The sequence below is a fragment of the Oscillibacter sp. CAG:155 genome (genome assembly GCA_000436875.1).
Lineage (GTDB): Bacteria > Bacillota > Clostridia > Oscillospirales > Oscillospiraceae > Oscillibacter.
This window is the reverse complement of sequence record FR890869.1, coordinates 1-1,020: the sequence shown is the minus strand read 5'-3', so window position 1 is coordinate 1,020 and position 1,020 is coordinate 1. Positions and strand designations below refer to the sequence as shown.

Annotated in this window: 3 protein-coding genes; all 3 read left to right on the top strand. The window is 58.5% G+C overall.

Going from position 1 to position 1,020, the window contains the following annotated elements; genetic code table 11:
* Window positions 1-181, top strand: a 181-nt coding sequence (locus QZL67_RS03195) for a hypothetical protein (protein WP_292919761.1), incomplete at its 5' end; no start/stop codon positions are given.
* A 132-nt stretch (window positions 182-313) separates the two neighbouring features.
* On the top strand, window positions 314-781 hold the full coding sequence (locus QZL67_RS03190; protein ID WP_022289328.1) for a sigma-70 family RNA polymerase sigma factor: 468 nt from the start codon (window positions 314-316) through the stop codon (window positions 779-781).
* 3 nt (window positions 782-784) lie between these two features.
* Window positions 785-1,020 (top strand): hypothetical protein (locus tag QZL67_RS03185; protein WP_292919759.1); only part of this gene is annotated, 236 nt, incomplete at its 3' end.

Sequence of the window (1,020 nt, the reverse complement as noted above, 5' to 3'; positions counted from 1 at the left end):
GGAGTCCAAGGTAATCGTAATGATTGCCCTGGGCTCCTTATTTTTTTGGAGACAAAGGGACCAAGAAAACCCTTTTGGTCTCCATTTTTTTATTTTCCGGGGTATTTTAGAGCTTCAGGATACCCCCTCTCAGGCAGCGCTCACATGGTCAGGATTGGGCGGACAAGTGGGCGAGGATTGAGAGGGACAGTATCACGTTGCCTTTTGAAAAATTCCCTGTCCAACCGGACAGGGAATTTTTTTCTCTTCAATGGGATATTTGTACCTCTTTCCTCGTATTTCTGGTGAAACGCGTTTCAAGGAGAGAAGATTGATGCTGACAGAACGGGAATTCACTGCTGCTGCGGAGCGGTACCTGGACATGGTCTACCGCATCGCCCTGAACTACTTCCGTCATCCTGCCGACGCGGAGGACGCCGCCCAGGAGGCGATGCTCCGGCTGTGGCAGGCGGACCGGAACTTTGACGGGGACGATCACCTGCGCTACTTTCTGGTGCGGGTGACGCTGAATGTCTGCAAGGACATCTCCCGCAGCCCCTGGCACCGCCGCATGGTACCCCTGGAGAGCTGCCGGGAACCGTCCTTTTCCACGCCGGAGCGGCAGGAGTTGTTTCGGGCTGTGCTGGCGCTGCCGGGTAAATACCGTCTGCCGCTGTATCTCTATTACTACGAGGGGTATTCCGTCAAGGAAGTGGGGGAGCTGCTGGATTTGAAGCCCTCCACCGTCCAGACCCGGCTGGCTCGGGCTCGGGCGAAGCTGAAAGAGGAATTGGAGGCGTGAACCATGGAAGAGCAGTATCGGGAGATGTTTGACGAGGTGCGTGCCTCCAGTCGTCTGCGAGAGGAGGTCGCACATATGACAACAAGAGAGCGGAAACCGTCACGGCGCAGGCTGCCCAAGGCCGCGGTGGCGGCCGCGGCGGTGCTGGTGCTGCTGGCGGGGACGGCCCTGGCCGCAGTGGGGGCACCAGGGACGATCCGGGACTGGTTTGCCCGGGAGTGGGAGGAAACCACCGGAGG

Coding starts and splice junctions, on each gene's coding strand:
- QZL67_RS03190 (WP_022289328.1), top strand. CDS start 314: ATGCTGACAGAACGGGAATTCACTGCTGCTGCGGAGCGGTACCTGGAC.